This is a genomic window from Brevundimonas sp. (assembly GCF_044239655.1).
Classification (GTDB): Bacteria; Pseudomonadota; Alphaproteobacteria; order Caulobacterales; family Caulobacteraceae; genus Brevundimonas.
This window is the reverse complement of sequence record NZ_JBIIAY010000003.1, coordinates 1-17,884: the sequence shown is the minus strand read 5'-3', so window position 1 is coordinate 17,884 and position 17,884 is coordinate 1. Positions and strand designations below refer to the sequence as shown.

The 17,884-nt window shown below is 65.8% G+C and carries 12 protein-coding genes; 7 read left to right on the top strand and 5 right to left on the bottom strand.

Annotation, left to right across the window (positions count from 1 at the left end):
* Window positions 1-36: 36 nt before the first annotated feature.
* Window positions 37-1,557 (bottom strand): tryptophan halogenase family protein, encoded by a 1,521-nt coding sequence (locus ACILQR_RS00855; protein ID WP_395649635.1) that lies wholly within the window; start codon window positions 1,555-1,557, stop codon window positions 37-39.
* 23 nt (window positions 1,558-1,580) lie between these two features.
* On the opposite strand from ACILQR_RS00855, the gene ACILQR_RS00850 reads away from it, so the two are divergent.
* A complete protein-coding gene (locus ACILQR_RS00850) occupies window positions 1,581-2,336 on the top strand; it encodes a DUF6445 family protein (RefSeq protein ID WP_395649634.1) in 756 nt (251 codons plus the stop codon).
* A 4-nt stretch (window positions 2,337-2,340) separates the two neighbouring features.
* Here ACILQR_RS00850 and ACILQR_RS00845 read toward each other — a convergent pair whose 3' ends face one another.
* On the bottom strand, window positions 2,341-3,366 hold the full coding sequence (locus ACILQR_RS00845) for a cupin-like domain-containing protein (protein WP_395649633.1): 1,026 nt from the start codon (window positions 3,364-3,366) through the stop codon (window positions 2,341-2,343).
* Between the two features lie 78 nt (window positions 3,367-3,444).
* Entirely contained in the window at window positions 3,445-6,666 is a 3,222-nt protein-coding gene (locus tag ACILQR_RS00840) for a TonB-dependent receptor (protein ID WP_395649632.1), read from the bottom strand.
* A 214-nt stretch (window positions 6,667-6,880) separates the two neighbouring features.
* On the opposite strand from ACILQR_RS00840, the gene ACILQR_RS00835 reads away from it, so the two are divergent.
* The 4 genes from ACILQR_RS00835 (at window position 6,881) to ACILQR_RS00820 (ending at window position 12,725) form a co-directional block, all read left to right on the top strand.
* Window positions 6,881-8,395: a tryptophan halogenase family protein gene (locus ACILQR_RS00835; RefSeq protein ID WP_395649631.1), complete on the top strand. Its 1,515-nt coding sequence runs from the start codon at window positions 6,881-6,883 to the stop codon at window positions 8,393-8,395.
* The gene (locus ACILQR_RS00830; RefSeq protein WP_395649630.1) at window positions 8,392-9,858 is read left to right on the top strand and encodes a tryptophan halogenase family protein; all 1,467 of its coding nucleotides are present in this window, start codon (window positions 8,392-8,394) and stop codon (window positions 9,856-9,858) included. The genes ACILQR_RS00835 and ACILQR_RS00830 overlap by 4 nt, the downstream gene beginning before the upstream one ends.
* A gap of 3 nt (window positions 9,859-9,861) precedes the next feature.
* Window positions 9,862-11,367, top strand: coding sequence for a tryptophan halogenase family protein (locus ACILQR_RS00825; protein ID WP_395649629.1), 1,506 nt, complete (start codon window positions 9,862-9,864; stop codon window positions 11,365-11,367).
* Window positions 11,368-11,516: 149 nt separating this feature from the next.
* Window positions 11,517-12,725 (top strand): cation:proton antiporter, encoded by a 1,209-nt coding sequence (locus ACILQR_RS00820; protein WP_395649628.1) that lies wholly within the window; start codon window positions 11,517-11,519, stop codon window positions 12,723-12,725.
* Here ACILQR_RS00820 and ACILQR_RS00815 read toward each other — a convergent pair.
* Entirely contained in the window at window positions 12,722-14,470 is a 1,749-nt protein-coding gene (locus ACILQR_RS00815; RefSeq protein ID WP_395649627.1) for a glycoside hydrolase family 9 protein, read from the bottom strand. The two genes, ACILQR_RS00820 and ACILQR_RS00815, sit on opposite strands and share 4 nt — an antisense overlap.
* Window positions 14,471-14,681: 211 nt before the next feature.
* On the opposite strand from ACILQR_RS00815, the gene ACILQR_RS00810 reads away from it, so the two are divergent.
* Window positions 14,682-15,260 carry a hypothetical protein gene (locus ACILQR_RS00810; protein WP_395649626.1) on the top strand — a complete coding sequence of 193 codons (579 nt, stop codon included), beginning with the start codon at window positions 14,682-14,684 and terminating at the stop codon, window positions 15,258-15,260.
* Between the two features lie 11 nt (window positions 15,261-15,271).
* On the opposite strand, the gene ACILQR_RS00805 is transcribed toward ACILQR_RS00810, so the two are convergent.
* Window positions 15,272-16,966, bottom strand: a complete 1,695-nt coding sequence (locus ACILQR_RS00805) for a glycoside hydrolase family 43 protein (protein ID WP_395649625.1) — start codon at window positions 16,964-16,966, stop codon at window positions 15,272-15,274.
* 57 nt (window positions 16,967-17,023) lie between these two features.
* Here ACILQR_RS00805 and ACILQR_RS00800 point away from each other — a divergent pair.
* On the top strand, window positions 17,024-17,884 hold an 861-nt coding region (locus tag ACILQR_RS00800), incomplete at its 3' end, for an endo-1,4-beta-xylanase (protein ID WP_395649624.1).

Below are 17,884 nucleotides of genomic sequence, written 5' to 3'. Positions count from 1 at the left end.
ACGGACAGGCGTCATCCTCGGATGACGCCTTTTCTGTCAGGACGCCCGGCAGTAGCCCGAGATGAAATCCTCATGCCGGGGCATCTGGGCGACGAGATCGCCGATGACCCGGGTCAGGACGCCCATCCGTTTCTGGACCAGGGCTGTGGGGAGGGTATCGGCCAGGGGCTCATAGGTTCGGGGCATGACGCCCTGGCCCAGAAGTACGGCGACCCAGCTGGCCTCGCTGAACAGCTCGTCCTCGTATCGGAACAACCTGCCCGTGGCGCGGAACAGGTCGATCTTGCGGGCCAGTGTGTCGGGGATCGGCATGTCGCGAACCTGACGCCAGAAGGCCGTGTCGTCGCGCGCCGTCGCCTTGTAGTGCAGGATGATGAAGTCGCGGACCTGCTCGAACTGCTGTTGCGAGAGCCGGTTGTATTCGGCGATCAGAAGCGGATCGAAACGCCTGTCAGGCATCATCGTCATCAGCTTGGAGATCCCGCTCTGGATCAGGTGGATGCTGGTCGACTCAAGCGGTTCCAGAAAGCCCGACGCCAGGCCCAGAGAGACGCAGTTCTTGATCCATTGCGATTTCCGCCGCCCGGTCACGAAGCGGAGCGCGCGGGGCTCGTCGAGCGCGGGGGCGTCCAGACCGGCCATCAGCTCGGCCCGGGCCTGATCTTCGGAGGTGTGGCTGCTGCAATAGACGTGGCCATTGCCCGTGCGGTGCTGCAACGGAATACGCCAGCGCCAGCCGGCGGACCCGGCGGTAGACCGGGTATACGGTGCCAGGGTCGTCACGCGCTGCGTTGGAACCGCAAGAGCCCGGTCGCAGGGAAGCCAGTGCGACCAGTCCTCATAGCCCGCGTGCATGGCCTTCTCGATGATCAGGCCCTGAAAGCCCGAGCAGTCGATGAAGAGGTCCGCTTCCAGCCGCCGCCCATCGGCCAGGATCACCGCCTCGACGAAGCCATCCCCGGCGCGCAGCACGGTGTCGACGATTCGACCTTCGTGCCGGACCACCCCCCTGGCCTCTGCATGACGCCGCAGGTAGCGGGCATAGAGACCGGCGTCGAAATGATAGGCGTACTTCAGGGTCTGCAACGCGGGCGGCGCATCGCGGTCCGGCTTTATGAACCGACCGGCCTCGGCGGCGACGGTACTGAGGTTGTAGGCACCGAGAGGCAAGGCTTCGCCGGCGGCGCGCTGTCGCAGCCAGTGCTGGTGAAACTGGACGCCGTCCATGCCCACGCCGAACGGGCCGAACGGATGCATGTAGCGGTCGCCGGTCCGGCCCCACTCGACGAACTCGATGCCGAGCTTGAACGTCGCCTGGGTGGCCCGCATGAAGTCGGCCTCGTCGATGCCGAGCAGGCCGTTGAAACTGACGATCGGCGGGATGGTCGCCTCTCCGACCCCCACGGTGCCGATCTCTTCGGATTCGACGACCGAGACCCGGGTCACGCCATTGCCCGAGAGCCGGGACAGGGCCGCAGCCGCCATCCAGCTGGCTGTGCCGCCGCCGACCACCAGGATGTGGCGAAGGGCTTCGGAATTGCGGTCAGGGGTCTGCATCGCCGACGACTATAGCCTCGGATATGTCTGACATAAGCGCTATTCTTCGCGCGATGACACCGTGTCCCACCGCCATCGCCAATGCACGCGTCGAACGGCTCGGTGCCGAGCAGGAGCCTCTGCTGGTCCTTGACGAGGCGGTGACGGATGCAGAGCGGCTGGTGGATGTCGCGGCCGAGACGACGACCTTTGATGATGCCGCCGTCGGTGGGGACAATTTCTATCCGGGGCGGCTGGCACCCGCGCCGTTGGACTATGTCGGGGGCCTCAGCCGCGCTCTCGATCCACTGATCCGCGAACATTACGATCTGCGGGGCGTCGCGCCGTGGCGGGCCAGTTGCAACTTCGCTCTAGCGACCCTGTCACCTGAACGCCTCGGCCTCGCGCAACGCATCCCGCATGTGGATACGGTCGATCCGCTCCAGTTCGCGGTGCTGCACTATCTCTGCGACCCAACCTTTGGCGGCACGGCCTTCTATCGTCACCGGTCCACAGGATACGAAACCCTGACGGTGGATCGACTGGAGACCTATCAGTCCTCGCTGGATCGAGAGCTTGAGGCGGAGCCGCCGCAGTCGGGCTATATCGATGGCGATACGGCCCAGTTTGCTCTGACGCATCGGGCGGACTGCGCCTTCAATCGCGTCATCGTCTATCGGAGCTGCCTGCTCCATTCGGGCCAGATTCCCCGGCCGGAAGCGCTGTCGGCCGATCCCCGCCAGGGCAGGCTGACAGCCAACATCTTCCTGACCTATCGGCCCGTCCGGTCAGCACCGTAGGTCTCTATCCGCGTCTCAGGCCGGCGGCGAGGAAGTCGCGAATGCGGCGAGCCAGGGTCGGCGTCATCCGGCCCAGGACACCCTGACTCCGATCCGGGATATGGGCGGCGGGGTCGCCGTCGGCTTCAAAGACATAGTGTTCGAACATGGCGCGCCAAGCGTCCCGATGAGCGGGTGGCAGGGGCCGCACCGTCATCACCGAATGGATCATGGCCTCGAACGGGGAGGGCGGCGCGCCGGCCGCGTTCCACCAGTAGTTCACCAGCAGATTGAACGGCGACAGGGCCTCGACCTGGTGCCACCAGAGCGGCGGGATATAGATGGCGTCGCCCGGCCCGAGATCGGCCGTCACGGCGTGCGACATGGCCTTGGCAAAGCGGGGAAAACGTTCGAGATCGGGGTTTTTCACGGACACGAGGCTGACCGGCTGGCCCGCAAGGGTGAAGTCCAGCGGGCCCACATACAGGTTCCTGACCTGCTCCGGCGGAAACAGGGTGAATCGCCGACGGCCGGCGGCGACGCAGGCGATGTTGTCCGAGAGATCATAGTGGGTCGAGACCGTGACGGCGTTGCCGATCCACAGCCGCGCCATGGCCCGGGGATCCAGCAGCGGCAGGACGTGGGACTTGGCGAAATCGGGAACGCAGCCGTCCGCGACGGCGGCTCCGGCATAGAGCGAGGGAGCCTGTGGCTCGATCCGGCATGCAAGCAGCCGATCAAGGATATCGACCAGGGACGCCTGTCCGCGCTCGAAATTCGTGCCGGTCAGAGTGTCGTCATAGAAGAAGCGCCCGCCGATCCCGGGCGCTCCCGTGAAGGTCTCGAGCGGCTGGCCGTTGGCGTGGGTCCTGAGCCAGCCGGCAACGGCTTCGTCGCTGTCTCGTCCGGCCCGGACGACGGGCCAATCCGAAACCTGGTTCCTGAGGACCACGGGCGCATAGGCGGGAAGAATGTCGCGCTCGAACTCGGCCCGGCTGACGGCCTCCCGGACCGGAATGGGTTTCGCTTGGGGTAGCGGGGAACGCGACACGGAGACCATGGGCACAGACTAAAGAAAAAGCCCCGACGGGTGAACCGTCGGGGCTGAAGGTGGTCGTCAGGGGTGGGTCTAGAAGGTGGCGCGCACGATGAAGGTGAAGCGCCGGTCGTTGATGAACCAGGAACGGCCGGTCCTCAGCAGGTCATTGTTGAGGACCTGGGACGTGCGGGTGACCTCGTCGGTCAGGTTGACCGCCTGAATGCCGATCTTGACGTTGTCGTTCAGCGAGTAGAACGCCGACCCGTCAAGTTGGCCGGTCGCCTCGTTCATGATCGGCGCGAACGGGACGATGACGTCGCGCGGCGTGATCAGGAACTCGGAGCGCCAGGCGTAGGCCAGACGGATGGCGATCGGTCCCCGTTCGTAGAAGCCTGCCAGGTTGGCCGTATGCTCCGACAGGTTCTGGAGCGGCAACAGGCTGGTGTCGATGTTGGCGACACGTCCGGCAGCCACGTCCGGGTCGGTGTTGGACAGGGTGCTCTGGGGAACGCCCTCGGAGTCGATGTAGGTGTAGTTGGCGTTGAAGCCGAAGCCGGCGAACCGTTCGGGCAGGATGGAGTCGAGCGTGGCCTGCCAGGCGATTTCAAAGCCCTTGACCGTCGCGGTTTCGTCGGAGTTGACCGGCGTTGTCACCACGGCGTCGAAGGTTGCGCCGTTGTTGGTGAAGGCCTGACGCACCGTGCCGTTGGTGATGACGTCATTCAGGCGCTTGTAGAACAGCGAGAAGGTGAACGAGCCGGGGTTGCCATAGTACCATTCGAACGAGGCGTCGAAGCTGTCTGCCTGGATGGGCTTGAGCAACGGGTTGCCGACGGCGAAGCGACCGGTCGGGCGACCGTCCACGATGTCGAGTTCGTTGGCCGACAGGTTCACGTTGAAGAAGTTGCGCGTGAGACCAATGTCCGGCGGCGTGATGGCCTTCGAATAGCCGAAGCGGAAGATTTTTCCGCCGTCCATCTCGGCCTTCAGGTTGAAGCTCGGCAGGAGGTAGTCGAACGTCGTCTCTGCGGTATCCGCGACGATCGCGCCGTTGGCAAAGTTGCGGGCCGCCTGGCGGTTTGCGGGCGAGACCAGTCGACAGAAGGCCGTCGGGGTCGTGCCCACCGGAACGGCGGCGCATTCCGCCTCGGTGCTGAAGGTACCGCGGGGGAAGGCCAGATACCCGCCGGCCTGACGATCGGTCCTGGTGTAACGCAGGCCCATGTTGCCGCTGAGCCTGACGCCGTTGGACAGCTCTCCGGCGTATCGAAGCATTCCGTAGAATGCATCGCTCTGTTCATCGACCGGGTTGATCTCGTTCAGGCGGTACTGCGTTCCGGGGACCACATCGCATCGCATGGCCAGGGGCACCCAGTTCTGCGGGCAACCGTCGCCGCCGAGGCGCGCACGCCATTCGTCACCGACCAGAAGGCCGAAGGCGGCATAGGCGTCGTAGTTCTGGACGATGTTCTGATTGTAGAAGAGGCGAGGCTGGTCGCCCGTGGGGACCGGGACCTGGCCGCGGAAGAAGTTGCTGAAGGCGAAGGTCTCGAACATCGATCCGACGAGGGTGCCGGCCGTGCCGGGAACGCCGGTTTCGCCTGGTGTCGGCACGCCATCAGCAAGGTCGTTGAGCCAGACGGGCCCGCCGCCGCCCCACTGTTCGCTGATCACACCCCAGTTGTAGGAGGAGAAGCGCGTGGTCTGTTCGCGCTCGGCGCGGCGATAGCCGAACCGGACGGATTCCAGCCAGCTGTCCTCGTCGAACGAATATTCGCCGTCCAGCTTGATGGCGGTCAGTTCGCCCTCGCTGTCCTCGGCATGGTCCATGTTGTTACGGACGAAGCTGTTGAACGGGTCGCTGAAGTTGGCGTTGGCACCGTTGTAGTAGCGCGGGCAATCCGTATCCGGGGTCGGCGGCGTGGCCGGGCACTGTCTGACGGTGCCGTTCTCCGACGGCGGCAGGAAGGTGACGATCGGCACCTCGTCGCCGCGCAGCTGGATCTGCGCGTTCTGGTAGGTGGATGCCCACAGGGTCGCGTCGAGGTTCTCGACCGTCGATTCGACACGCTGGAGGTCCAGCGCGAACTTCAGCTTGTCGGTCGGCGTCCATTTGAAGTTGAAGCCGTAGTCGGTGGTGATGTTCTCGGAGAAGACGTCGCGGCGCTGGTTGTTGCTCTGCAGACCGAACGGGGGGGTGCGGTTGTCGCGACCGTCCTGCTGGTCGGCGCGCCAGCCGGTCGGGCCGGTGATGGTGCCGTTGGTGAAGACGCCGTCGTCGCCGAACTCGAACGTCGTGCCGAGAACCGGTCGCGAGTCGCCGTTGGAGGTGACGTTGTCGGTGGCGATCTCGACCGCATGCTCGGTCCAGGCCTGGGTCGCTTCGGAGCGCAGGAACTGCGCCGTGGCGATCATGGTCCGGTCAGGGCTGCGCCATTGAGCGGCCGCAGCATAGCCGGTCCGCTGACGATCGAATTCCTGCGAGCGGAACGAGGCACCGCGCGGGAAATAGATCGGCTGCGATGCAATGCCCGACCGCAGCGAGAAGTTGGAAATCTGCTGGCCGTCGCCGCGGGACTTCAGCTGCGAATCGACGAAGTTGGCCAGGAAGCCGAACTCACCGAGCGAGTTTTCCCAGCGCTTGCTGCCCAGGATCGAATAGGTGGGCGTGTATTCCTCGGCCAGGTCGCCGTAGCTGAGTTCGGCCGAGGCCGACAGAACGTCTCCGGCTTGATCGAACGGGACGCGGGTTCTCAGGTTGACCGTGCCGGCGATGCCACCCTCGATCAGGTCGGCCGACTGGTTCTTGAACACGTCAACGCCGGCGAGCAGTTCGGACGGCACGTCGGCAAACCCGAGAGCGCGACCGTTGTTGGCCGTGAATGCGTCGCGTCCGTTGAACTCGGAGCGGACGAAGGTCAGGCCGCGCACGACCACGCCGCTGCCTTCGACGGAGAAGTGGTCAGGGTCCACACCGGCGGCGAAGCGGTCGATCGAGACGCCCGGGACGCGTTGAAGAGCCTCGGTGACGGAACGATCGGGCAGGGCCCCGATGTCCTGGGCGCTGATCGAATCAACGAAGACTTCGGCGTTGCGCTTGATGGTCTGGGCGCTTTGCAGGCTGCCACGGATGCCGGTGACCACCACTTCCTCGACCTCGGTGTCGTCGGGATCGTCCTGGGCCGGAGTCGTCTGGGCCCAGACGGGTGCGCCGTAGACAGCAGCGGCGACCGCGAGAGCCGAGGCCCCGTGACGCGCCCAATGGCGACTGTGGGCCCGAGCGGGCGCAGTTGTGGTGGTGGTCTGATGCATTCGATTTCTCCCCAGGTGTTATAAAGTAGCGCCTTGGTAACGCTACCATTGGTTCGAGACATACCGCAGTCTTGCGGCACCTTCAAGTGTCTGAGTAATGAGGGGGCGTGCCAAATAACCGCCTGATTTTGTTGCGTTGCACAAATCGAAAGCGGCTTGCGGACGGCCGGTCGGCCGTGGTCAACAAAGGCCGGGGTTGGGAGCGCTAACGGACATGTCTGGGGCACGGATCCGAAAGATCGTCATCGTGGGCGGCGGCACGGCGGGCTGGATGACGGCGGCGGCGCTGTCGACCCTGCTGAACCGTTCTGGTCTGAGCATTAGACTGGTCGAGTCCGAAGAGATCGGGACCGTCGGGGTCGGTGAGGCGACCATCCCGCACATCCGCAGCTTCAACCAGAGGCTGGGTCTGGACGAAGACGAGTTCATGGCCCGGACCCAGGCCACCTTCAAACTGGGCATCGAGTTCCGGGATTGGGGCCGTCTGGGCGACTCCTACATCCACCCCTTCGGTGCCTATGGTCGGTCGATCGAGCGTGTGGGCTTTCACCACCACTGGCTGCGACTGAGGCGCGCGGGCGTGGCGGCCGATATCCACGACTATTCCCTGCCGGTCGTGGCGGCGCGCATGGGGCGGTTCATGCGGCCGGAGACCGACCCCCGGTCCCTGCTGTCCACATTCTCCTATGCCTTCCAGTTCGATGCGGGGCTCTACGCCGCCCATCTGCGCCAGCATTCGGAGGCGCGAGGCGTTGTGCGCCGCGAAGGCCGGGTCGTGGATGTCGAGCTCGACCCGGACAACGGCCACATCCGCAGCGTCGTCCTGACCAGTGGCGAGCGACTGGAAGGCGACCTCTTCATCGACTGCTCGGGCTTCCGCGGTCTTCTGATCGAAGGCGCACTGAAGGCCGGCTATGAGGACTGGACACGGTGGCTGCCGTGCGACCGCGCCGTCGCGGTGCCGTGCGACACCGTCGAGGCCTCGACGCCCTACACCCGGGCCACGGCCCTGGAAGCCGGCTGGTCCTGGCGGATCCCGCTGCAGCACCGGGTCGGCAACGGCTATGTCTATTCCAGCGCCTTTCTGTCGGATGAGGCTGCGGTCGAACGCGTCATGGGCCGTCTGGAGGGGCCGGCTCGCGCCGAGCCGCGCATGCTTCGTTTCACGACCGGGCGGCGGCGCAGGCAATGGATGCACAACTGCGTCGCCATCGGCCTGTCGAGCGGGTTCCTGGAGCCGCTTGAGTCGACCAGCATCCATCTGATCCAGGCCGCGATCACCAACCTCGTCGAGCTGTTCCCCGACGCGGACCACGATCCCGCCGACGCCGACGAGTTCAACCGGATCATGGAGCTGGAGTACGACCGGATCCGCGATTTCCTGGTGCTGCACTACAATGCCACGGAACGGGACGACACGCCGTTCTGGAACCATTGCCGGACCATGCAGGTGCCCGACAGCCTCGCCGAGAAGGTGGCTCTGTTCAAGGAGCGCGGCGTCGTCGCCCGTTATCGCGACGGCCTGTTTCTGGAGCCGAGCTGGCTTGCGGTCTATTTCGGCCAGAGGATCGAACCCGACGCCTACGACGCGCTCAGCGACCGGGCACCCGAAGCGGCCCTGGCCGGGGCGCTCGAGACCCTGCGGACATCCGTGCAGCGGGCTGCGGCGGCGATGCCGTCGCATGAGGCCTTCGTGAAGGCCTGCTGTGCAGCCAAGGCCATGGCATGACACGCAGCGTCCTTATCGTCGGCGGCGGTTCGGCGGGCTGGATGACGGCGGCTGCGCTTGCGCGTGCGACTCGCGGACGCGTGTCGGTGCGTGTGCTGGAAGACCCGGACCAGGTCGAGGACACCGGGGTCCTGGGGCCGTTCGAAGCGACCCTGCCGTCGCTGAACGGCTTCAACGCCTCACTGGGTCTGAACGAGGCGACGCTGATCGCCAGGGCGAACGCGACCTATCGGCTGGGGACGATGTTCAGGTCGTGGACCCGCCGGGATCACGACTACATCCATCCCTTCAGTGAGTTCGGCGGAACCCTGGACGGGGTGCCGTTCCATCATCACTGGCTGAGACTCAAGGCGGCCGGGATGGCACCGCCGCTCGAAGCCTTCGCGGTCGCGGCCGTGGCAGGGCGGGCAGGGCGGTTCAGTCTGCCGTCGGACGACCCCCGCTCCGTGACCTCCACCATGGGCTATGGGCTGCACCTGCCGGTCGCGGACTATGTCGCCGTCGTCAACGAGGTCGCCGTCGCAGCGGGCGTCGAGCGGATCGCGGGCCGGTTCGTGGACATCGAGCGGCGCGCCGACGGGGAGGGCCTCAAGGCCGTCATCGCCGGCGACGGACGTCGGTTCGAGGCCGATCTGTTCATCGACGCGACGGGCCAGAAGGGTGATCTAATTTCACGCCTGGACGCGGGCCGGGTCGATTATTCGCACTGGCTCCCGGCCGACTGCATCAGCGGTGCCCTGGGCCCGGTCGAAGGCCTGGGCCCGCTGACGGAGGCGAAGGCCTTGCGGGGCGGCTGGTCCTGGAAGGCCGCCCTGGGGAACGGCGTCGGGACCATGCGGGTCTCGGCCAGCGCCTTCGAGGCCTCGGGCGCACAGCCGCAGATCAGATTCCGCAATGGACGGCGGACACAGGCCTGGGTCGGCAACTGTGTCGCCATCGGGTTGTCGGCAACGACCCTTGAGCCCCTGGAGGCGTCCGGTCTGCATCTGGTTCAGAGCGGCGTGAGCAAGCTGCTGGGGTTGTTCCCGTCGGACGGCGCGATGACGTCTGCTGCTGCCGAGTACAATCGTCTGATTGCGGCCGAGGCGGATCGGCTGCGGGACTTCATGATCCTGCACTACCGGGCGAATGCCCGCAAAGGCGAGCCGCTGTGGGACGCTGTCCGCAATACGGCTCCACCGGATGAACTGGCCCACAAGATTCGAATGTTCTCAAGTCGCGGGCGCGTCAGTCTGTACGACGAGGAAACCTTCGAGGACTCCAGCTGGATCGCCGTGTTCATGGGCCAGAACGTCAATCCGCGACGGTACCATCCGATCGTCGATCAGACGCCGATCGCGGATCTGGCCGCACGTCTGGGACGTATGCAGGCGGTGATCGGTCAGGCTGTCGAAGCCATGCCGACCCACGCCGAGATGCTGACCCGATACTCACGCGAACCGACACAAACCAGGCCATCGTGACCCATGACGACTGACAACCGCATACGAAAGATCGCCATCGTCGGCGGGGGCACGGCAGGCTGGATGACGGCGGCTGCCCTGGCCAAGATCCTGGGCCCCGGTTACGCCGAGATCACTCTGATCGAGTCCGATGAGATCGGGACCGTCGGCGTCGGTGAGGCGACGATCCCCCAGATCCGAACCTTCAACACCATGCTGGGTCTGGACGAGGACGAGTTCATCCGGCGCACCCAGGGGACCTTCAAGCTGGGGATCCAGTTCCGCGACTGGGGCCGCATCGGAGACCGCTATTTCCATCCGTTCGGCCCGTTCGGCGTGGATATGGAGGGTGTGTCGTTTCATGCCTTCTGGCTGCGGCTGAACCAGCAGGGCGATTCCTCGTCGATCTCCGAATACTCCCTCCAGGCCATGGCGGCCGAACGGGGCAAGTTCATGCGTCCCATCGATGCCGGCCGATCGCCCCTGTCCAAGATCGCCTATGCCTTCCATTTCGATGCGGGACTGTATGCCCGCTATCTGCGGGAATATTCCGAGGGTCGCGGCGTCACCCGACTTGAGGGCCGGATCGTCGACGTCGCCCTGCGCGGCGAGGACGGGTTCGTCGAACGCCTGACCCTGGACGACGGGCGCACGGTCGAAGCCGATCTTTTCGTCGACTGCTCCGGCTTTCGCGGGCTGCTGATCGAGGGGGCATTGAAGACCGGCTATGATGACTGGTCGCACTGGCTTCCCGCTGACCGGGCCGTCGCCGTTCCGTGTGAGAGGGTGGAGGACCCCGCACCCTTCACGCGCTCGACCGCGCGGGCGGCTGGATGGCAATGGCGGATCCCGCTCCAGCACCGGACCGGGAATGGCTACGTCTTCTCGAGCCGGTTCATCGACGAGGCGGACGCGACGGTGGACCTGCTGAGCCAGCTGGACGGCAAGGCCCTGGCCGAACCCCGGACGCTTCGCTTCACGACCGGAAGACGCCGGAAGTCCTGGAACCGGAACGTCGTGGCGCTGGGACTGGCGTCCGGCTTCATCGAGCCGCTCGAATCTACGAGCATCCACATGGTCCAGAGCGGTATCGCCAACCTGCTGGCCATGTTCCCGACCAAGGCCTTCGAACAGGCCGAGACCGACCGGTTCAACCGGGTCGTCGCCTATGAGGCCGAGCGGATCCGCGACTTCATCATCCTGCACTACAACGCGGCCCAGAGAACGGACACCGACTTCTGGAACTACGTCCGGACCATGCCGGTGCCGGACAGCCTTCTTGAAAAGTATGAGATTTTCCGCAGTCGGGGCCGGGTGTTCCGGGAGAACGAGGAGCTGTTCAACGACACCAGCTGGTTCGCCGTCATGATCGGCCAGAATGTCGCCCCGGCCAGTTACGATCCGGTCGCCGATGTCCTGACTCTTGAGGAGACCCGGCGGCGACTGGCCCAGACGGCCGAGGCGATCCGGAACTCGGCGAACTATATGCCGGCCCACGCGGCGTTCATTGCCGAGCATTGTGCTGCCTGATGGTGCGGGCAGCTTGGCCTTAAGCCTTGTCGCCGTCGTCGGGCCATGTAATTGTCTGAGTTGTTGATCGACGCGACATGCCGCTCGCGCGATCGACGCCAACTTGAAATTCGATCAGCCGGGCAAGAGCTGAGTGGCGGGGGCCTTGCATGCACGCAATGACGACGACCGAGATATTCCTGATCGCGCTGCTGCTGATCTTCACGGCACCGTATCTGATCTGGCGTGGGCTGCGCACCGAATACTATGCGCCCCTGGTCGTGGTTCAGATCATCTGCGGGATCCTGCTGGGGCCCGGGGTGCTGGGTGCGGTGGCGCCGGGATACTATGAGTTCGTCTTCAACCCCCAGGTCATCACGGCTCTGAACGGCGTGGCCTGGTGGGCCGTGATGATCTTCGTCTGGATCGCGGGGATCGAGCTGGACCTCAAACAGGCCTGGGCGCGCCGCGGTGAGACCGGGGTCACCGCCGGGCTGGCCCTGACCGTGCCCCTGATATTCGGCGCCGTGGCCGGTATCGCGATGCTCCAGCTTCCGGGTTGGGTCGGGCCGAATGGCCAGCCGTGGCAGGTCGTGCTGGGCATCGGCATGGCCTGTGCGGTGACGGCCCTGCCGATCCTGGTGCTGTTTCTCGAAAAACTGGAGATCCTGCGTCTGCCGCTGGGCCAGCGTGTGCTTCGGTACGCCAGCCTGGACGACATAGCCATCTGGGGCGTTCTGGCCCTGATCCTGCTGGACTGGGAGCGGGTCGGACGTCAGGCGATCTTTCTGGTGGGCTTCGCCGTCGCGACCTATGCAATCCGGGCGCTGATGAAGCGGCTGCAGGAACGCGATCGCTGGTACGTCTCCCTGATCTGGCTGGCGGCCTGCGGATTCGCGGCCGACTGGTGCGGGTTGCACTTCATGGTGGGGGCCTTCCTGTCGGGGGCCGTGCTGGATGGCGAATGGTTCGACCGCAAGCGGATGGACCAGTTCCGCGACCATATCCTGTTGGCCATCATGCCGGTCTTCTTCCTCAGCACCGGACTGCGCACCCAGTGGGACGTGGGCGGGGTGGCGGTGTTCGGGGCTGCGGCCCTGCTGCTGGTCGCCTCGGTGGCGGGCAAGCTGGCGGGTCTTCAGATCGCCGGTCGCATCCTGAAATGGGAGAAGGGCGAGGCCTCGATCATCGGGTGGCTGCTTCAGACCAAGGCCCTGATCATGATCATCTTCGCCAATATCCTGCTGGACCGGGGGATCATCACCAACGAGACCTTCACCGCGCTTCTGCTGATGGCCGTCGGATCGACGATGCTGACCATCCCGATGGTCACACCGGCCCTGCGCAAGCTGAAGGCGCTGGCGGGCAAAGGCGGCTAGCCGGGCGACAGGAAGGCCGCGACCCAGACGAAGGGCGCGTTCCAGTTGATGGCCACCTCGTTCTGGGTGAAGGCCCCGATGTCGTCGCGCCAGCAGGTCTGGGGCAGGCATTTCCCGCGCATGGTCTCGGCGACGGGATCGCTCATATTGGTGTTGTTCGGACCGCCCGACAGCACCCCTGCCGGCGGCATCGGATAGGCGGTGTCGCTGGAGTGGGCCCAGAACCGGTGGTGCGGATGGCGCATCGGCCGGTCGCCATATCCGGTCACATAGGACTGATCGAGCGGGTTGCGGCCCAGCACATAGTCCATGGCGGCCACGACCCCGTCCCTGAACGCAGGCTCTTTGGTGAAGTCATGAACCAGGCCCAGCACCATCGCCCGGTTCATCAGATTGCCGTTGGAGCCCCAGCTGTAGTCGGGACCTGCGAAGGGCTGGCCATATCCCTGTGTCGCGCCTTCGGCGAGGTATGCCCGGCCGGCCGCGACCAGGGACTGGCGGGCACGTTGGCGCTCGGCTTCGGGCAGACGGTCGCTCGACAGCGCCAGGGCGATGGTCCCCAGCGCTCCGACGCCGTTCCAGCCGATGTCCCCCGTCGCCCGATCTCCGATAGGGCCCGCCAGATAGTGGGGCGACGACCTCAACGCCTGCAGCAGGGCCGCGTCGCCGGTGGTGAGGTACAGTTCGGCCAAGGCCCAGTAGAACTCGTCGCTCAGGTTGCCGTCGCCGTAATCGCCACCCCCGTTGAACGAGCCGACGGCATAGATGTCAGGGTGGCGTTCCGCTGCGGCCATCCCGCGCTTTGCAGCCTCCAGGGCACGGGCCGAGAATCCGGGGTCGATGGTCTTCCAGATCCGCGCGGCCTGGGCGGCGACGGCGACCATGTTCAGGGTCCCTGCCGTGTTCGGCGCATAGAGGTATCGCGTCTCTGGATCGTTCGCCGGGGCCGTGGGCAGGCTGGTCCAGCGGACGTCGTGGACCTTGTGATGCACCAGCCCTCCGGCGTCGATCTCGGTGAAGGTCAGCGGCTGTTCCCGGGTGACCCGGCCCACGGGGACACGCAGGCGTGAGCCTTCCGGGACCTGCATCCGCAGCAGGAATTCGACCTCCCAGCGGGCCTCGTCCAGCAGGTCCGAGACGCCGTTTCCGGCCTCCGGGATGTCGGCGGATCCATCCGGATACGGGTGGCCGATCCCCAGTGCGGAGGCGCGCTCCCAGGCGTTCAGCAAGGTCCAGGTCGCGATGCCGCCGTTGACGACGTATTTGCCGTGGTCGCCGGCGTCGTACCAGCCGCCCGAGACATCCAGGGTATAGTCGCAGCCGGGCCAGACGTTGCCGCGCATGTCCTCGCCCGCAAAACAGGTCGCACGATCCGGTGCATGGCCGGCCGGGCGAGCGAGGTCCGGGCGGGCAACGTGTTCGGCCTCGATCGCGATTCCGCTGCGGTTCTCGTAAAAGAAGATCAGGGCGTCGCGCTTGACCGCTGCAAACGGTGTGTCGGAGATCACGAGGTTCCGGCGATGGTCGCCGATCGCCAGCGTATAATGGCCCGCCGGGCGAAGGTCGTCGAACCGGATCGTATGGACATGGTCGCCTGACGTGTGGTCCAGTCCGACGACGGAGGTCTGACCGCGGAGCACAACACGGCCGTCCGTAGCGGCGATCGACCAGTCCATGGGTCGCGTAGCGGGATCCACGAGCGTGGCCGCCTTGGGTCCATCGGTGCCGAATGCGACCTGGTTCAACCTGAGCGGATTGAGCGGAGGAGTCTGGGCCCAAGACACAGCGCTGATTGATGCGGCAGCGGTGGTTGCCATGAGAACCCGAAGGACCGTCGAGAACCGGGATTGAACACGCATGGGAGCCCTTGCAATTTCCGGAAGAATTGTCTGAGTTAACGATCGAAACGTGTCAAGCGGTCATGCCGCTCTACGCGGTGTGCCGGGGAGGTTGGGTATGCATGCATTGATAGGGCTCGTTGCCGGCCTGGCATTGGCTGGTACGGCGTTGGCCACGCCGTCGGCCGGTCAGGACGACGACATCACGAAATACATCATCAACAGCCCGCCGGTGCAGTCCTGGCAGGTCAACGGCGTGCAGACTGCGCCGCGACCCCACGCCGCCCCCGGGGTGCTGGGTGAACGGGCCATCACCGTTCAGGCGAGACAATCGGCCCAGCCCTGGGCCGTATCCGCCCAGATGCCCATCCGGGGCGAGATCAAGCGCGGCGACACGGTTCTGCTGGCGGTGTGGGCCAGGCTTGCGACGCCTCCGGCAGGGCAGACGACCAGCCGACTGCCGGTGCGCATCCAGCAGGCGTCCGCACCCTATGGCTCCATCGCCGAGTCGACCGGAGAGATCGGGCCCGAATGGAAGATGGTCTATGCCTCGGGCGTCGCGACCCAGGACTATGCAGGCGGGGCCGTCAATCTGGCGGTTCACCTGGCGACGGCCGACCACACAGTGGAGCTGGGTCCGGCGCTGGTGCTGGATTTCGGCCAGAACTACGATGCGAACAAGCTGCCGCTGAACTGACCGGCAGTCCGTCAGTGCGCTGACCGGGCGTGCGGGCCGAAGGTGACGCCGACGAAGCCGCCTGCGGTGCGGGTGCTGAGGATGGTTCCGTCCACGTCCCGGGCCAGGGTGATCCAGTCGCCCTGTTCGGCGGCGTAGGCGAAGTCGTAGCGATCGGCGCGGGCCGTGACGCGAAGGCGGGTGGCGTCGGCCGGTCCGGCCAGGGGCGCGCTGGCGATCACGACGCCCTCGGCGGCCTCTGACGGACCCGCCCGGCGGCGCAGTTCGACGACGGGCTTTCCGGCCTCCTGTCCGACGGCCAGGAAGTAGAACCAGTCGTCGTTCTGGAGGGTTGCGAGGCCGGCGCGGTCGCCATCGCGGGTCGGTGTCCAGCGCATCACGGTTTCAGCGGTGGCATGCTGATGCTGTTGACGTCGGCCGAGGAAGGAGGGGTTGGCGTTGTCGCCTAGATCGACGGGGCGCGGCGTCAAGCTCAGGGAGCCCGGCCGGGACGTCAGGTCGTACCAGGTCTCGCGCGGGTTGCGCATCATCATCCAGTATGCAGGCAGGGCAGGGCCGTCGAACGCATCGACGACGCGGAACGGGCCGGTCGTCGGCACGGCGGGCGCAGGCTGCCGGGGCAGGTCCGGGCGTTCCGCCTGATAGGGGATCACCTGGCCGGGTGTCGTGATGATCGGCCATTCGCCCGACCAGTCGACGGGCAGGAGGAAGGTCTCTCGCCCCGTATTGTACTGGTCCGGACCATAGGGCCGCACGGCCAGGAAGGTGGCCCACCAGTCGCCGTCAGGGGTCTGGACCAGGTCGGCGTGCCCGGCAGAGGTGATGGGGTTCGGGCGCGTCGGATCGAGGCCGCGCTGGGTCAGGATCGGGTTGCCGGCAAAGGCCTCGAACGGGCCGTCGGGCGATCGTGACCGCAGGGCGACCTGGGAATGGCCCTCGGCCGTGCCGCCCTCGGCGCAGGTCAGATAGTACCAGCCGTTGCGATAGGTGAGGTGGGGGCCCTCGATCCAGATCGGCTTGGTGCTGAAGTCCACGCCGCCGTTCACCAGAACCTTGCGGGGGCCGTAGGTGGCCTGGCGGGCGATGTCGAACTTCTGGATCCAGATGGCCCGATGGCCTTCGTACTCGGGCGTGCCCTGAGGCGGGCCGTTGTTGAGGATCCAGGCCTGACCCTCCTGATCCACGAACAGCGAGGGATCGATGGCACCTTCCAGGTCGGGCAGCCAGACGGGGTCGCTCCAGGGGCCGGCGGGATCGGTCGCGGTGATCAGGAAGTTGCCACCGCAGTCGACGCAGGTGTTCAGGATGTAGAACAGCCCGGCATGATGCTCGATCGTCGGGGCGAACACGCCGCGCGAGAGGCCGAGCCTTGCAAAGTCCAACTGGCCCGGGCGGTCGATCGCGTTGCCGATCTGGGTCCAGTTGACCAGGTCCTTGCTGTGAAAGACCGGGATGCCCGGGAAGTAGGAGAAGGTCGAGGTGACCAGGTAGAAGTCGTCTCCGACCCGGGTCACCGACGGATCCGGATAGAAGCCGGTCAGAATGGGATTGCGGTACTGGCCCGGCGATAGCGTGCCGGATGTCTCCGGATCGCTGCCTTCATAGGTGAAGGATTCGAAGCGCGCGGGCGCGGTCTGGGCCAGGGCCGTCCCGGTGAACAACGCTGTGGCCAGACCCAGCGAAAGGGCAAGATTGTGCTTTTTCATTTGTCTGACTTTTAGCCGTGACCCTATAAGGTTGGCAACCATCGAATGGAGTCTCCCATGATCGACAGACGCGCTTTTCTCGCGACCACCGCGGCGCTGGCCATGCCGATGGCCGCCTATGCGGCACCCCGGGATACAGATCGTCCGTCCCTGAACAGCCTGGCCGCGAGCAAGGGGATTCTGTTCGGCACGGCGATCAGCGCGGGTCAGGCGACGGCCCGCGCCGGGACGCCTGAGGAGCGGTATCGCGCCGTGGTGCTGGCGGAATGCGGGGCCCTAGTCTGCGAGAATGAGATGAAGTGGCCCGCCCTGAGGCCCGATGCCGCGACCTTCGATTTCTCGCGTTCCGATGCGATCGTGGCCCTGGCCGAAGGGCATGGGATGAAGATGCGCGGCCACACCCTGTTGTGGCACCATCCGGACTGGTTCCCGCGCTGGCTGACGGATTACGACTTCGGCTCACGTCCGGCGGTGGAGGGCGAGCGGTTGCTTCAGGCCCACATCCGGCGCGTCGGCGAACACTATCCGCAGGTCGTGTCGTGGGACGTGATCAACGAGGCGGTCGACGCCGATACGGGCGAGCGGCGCGAGACCAGCCTGTCGCGGGCCATGGGTCCCGAAGTCCTCGACGTCGCCTTCCACACGGCCCGTGAGGCGGCTCCGAAGGCCCGGCTTCTGTATAACGACTACATGAGCTGGGAGGCCGGTCATGAGAACCACCGTGCCGGGGTCCTGAAGCTGCTGGAGGGGTTCAAGGCGCGGGGCGTGCCGATCGACGGACTGGGCGTGCAGAGCCATATCGGTTCGGGGAACGCCGACAACTCCACCGGCTTCGATACGGCGCAGGAGACGGAATGGCGGCGCTTCCTCGACGAAGTCACCGGCATGGGGCTAACGCTCGAGATCACCGAGTTCGAT